Annotated in this window: 2 protein-coding genes; both read right to left on the reverse strand. The window is 66.6% G+C overall.

Annotated elements, in window-relative coordinates; translation table 11 throughout:
• Positions 1-67 precede the first annotated feature (67 nt).
• Positions 68-823 (reverse strand): IS21-like element helper ATPase IstB, encoded by a 756-nt coding sequence (gene istB / locus CXY82_RS00110; protein WP_104169154.1) that lies wholly within the window; start codon positions 821-823, stop codon positions 68-70.
• Positions 820-2,058, reverse strand: a complete 1,239-nt coding sequence (gene istA, locus CXY82_RS00115) for an IS21 family transposase (protein WP_104169155.1) — start codon at positions 2,056-2,058, stop codon at positions 820-822. The genes istB and istA overlap by 4 nt, the downstream gene beginning before the upstream one ends.
• Between the last annotated feature and the right edge of the window lie 78 nt (positions 2,059-2,136).

Raw genomic sequence — 2,136 nt, forward strand, 5'->3', positions numbered from 1 at the left:
TGTTAACGCCGACCCAAAACAGGGCCAGTAGTGCCGTTTGAAAACAGGGCCACTATGTGTGTTTCTACTATGCCGTACCGGGTGCCGGCTGGTGGCTTCTGAGCCGGTAGCTGGTGCCTTTGAGGCTGATCACGTCGGCGTGGTGGACGATGCGGTCGATCATCGCGGAGGCGACGGTCGGGTCGCCGAAGACCTCGCCCCAGAGCCCGAATGACAGGTTGCTCGTCATGATCAGCGACGCGTGTTCGTAGCGGCTCGCGATGAGCTGGAAGAACAGGTTCGCAGCGTCCTGATCGAACGGGATGTAGCCGACTTCATCGCAGATCAGGACGCTGTAGCGGCGCAGCCGGGTCAGCTCCGCGGCGAGTTTCCCGCGGGAATGGGCGTCCTGGAGGCGGGCGACCCAGCCCGTTGCGGTGTCGAAGAGGACGCGGTGGCCGTGCTTGGCGGCCTGAACGCCGAGTGCGACGGCGAGGTGTGTCTTGCCGGTGCCGGGCGGGCCGAGGAGGACGACGTTCTTCGCCTCGGTGACGAAGGTGCTCGTGCCCAGGTGCGCGATCAGGTTCCGGTCGGCGGAGGGTTGGTGATCGAAGTTGAAGTCCTCCAACGTCTTGTGCCCAGGGAACCGGGCGGCTTTGATCCGCAGCGCCGCACCTGACGCTTCCCGCTCAGAGACCTCGCGGGAAAGGACCGCGGCGAGGTATTCCTCGTGCGACCAGCCGGCGTCGCGGGCTTGGTCGCCCAGGCGCCGGAACGCGTCGCCGATCCTCGGGGCGCGCAGCGCGCGGGCGCAGTACTCGATCTGAGATGCGGTCGCGCTCATGCGATCAGGCTCAGATCAGTCAGGCCGCGACCGGTGTCAACACCGAACACGTCGTCGTAGGACGAGAGGCTGGCTGTCTCGACGAAAGCGACGTGAGCCTGGGGTCGTTGATGGCGGCGCAGCGTCTGAAACTGGCGGCGCAACACGGCGGCCTGGGCGACGTGGTCGGGGTCGGTGACGGTCAACTGCCTGGCCCAAGCGCGGTCGTGGGAGGTGACGGTGACACCGTTGTGAGCGACGTGGATGCGCTCGAGGTCAGCGGTCACGTCCACAAGCCTGCCGATCAAGGCCGGCGCGACGGAGTAGTCGTTCGAGTGCACCCGAACGTAGTAATCCCGGGGCAGCCGAACCGTGTTGCGGAACAAAACGTCTGGGACCACGGGTGAGAGTGGGCGCATCGCGGCCCGGTCCTGGGCGATCAGGTCGATCGGACTGGCCCGCCGTGAGCGGGAGTGCCGCGCGTTCGCGATCGGCAGCCAGGCCGCCATCTGTTCGTTGAAGTCCTGCGGTGAGGCGAAGTCGCGGCCCGGCATGAACGACGAGCGGAAGAACCGGTTGCGGCGCTCGACCATGCCCTTGGACTCCGGATCTCGCGCCTTGAGGAGCTTGATCTCGGTGCCCAGCGTCCCGGCGAACGCGGCCGTAGGCTCGGTGAGTTTGCCGCGGCCTATGCCGGTCTCGTTGTCCCAAAGCAGCCGTTTCGGCACCGCCTGCGCGGCTTGCAGCAGAGACCACATCCCGCCGAGCAGATCGGGTGTCTTCCGCGACGGCAACATCACCGCCTGGAAGAACCCGGAGAACGTCGACGTCATCACCAGCACCGGCGGCATGCCCTCTTGCCCGTGTCCCAGCGGCAACGGCTCGTGCGGGAACCACAAGTCGCACTGGACCTGCCGGCCCGGCTCGTGAACGAGGCGGTCCGCGGGATCCGGCGGGACATACTCCGGCCGGACGCCGGCGACCTTCTCGCGGAACACCGACGCGGACCCGGGCCAGCCGACGCGCTCGGCCAGCGTCGACGCCGGCATCGACGGCGTCACGGCCAACAACGCCCGAACCTGCGGGGCGAACGCGTCGAAACTCGACCCGACAGCGGGCCGCTGGTACTTCGGCAGCCGGTCCGTTTCCAGCGCCCGCTCCACCGTCCCCCGCGAGACGCCGACGAGCCGCCCGATCTCCCGCTTCGAGTACTCACCCGTCGAAAACAGTTGGCGTATCTTCGCCCAATCGTCCATATTGATCACCTTCCATACTGGTCGGTGGTCCTGTTTTCAATCGGCGTTAATGGTCCTGTTTTCGGTCGGCGTTAACAC

Source organism: Cryobacterium sp. M23 (assembly GCF_002929655.1).
GTDB classification, from domain to species: domain Bacteria; phylum Actinomycetota; class Actinomycetes; order Actinomycetales; family Microbacteriaceae; genus Cryobacterium; species Cryobacterium sandaracinum.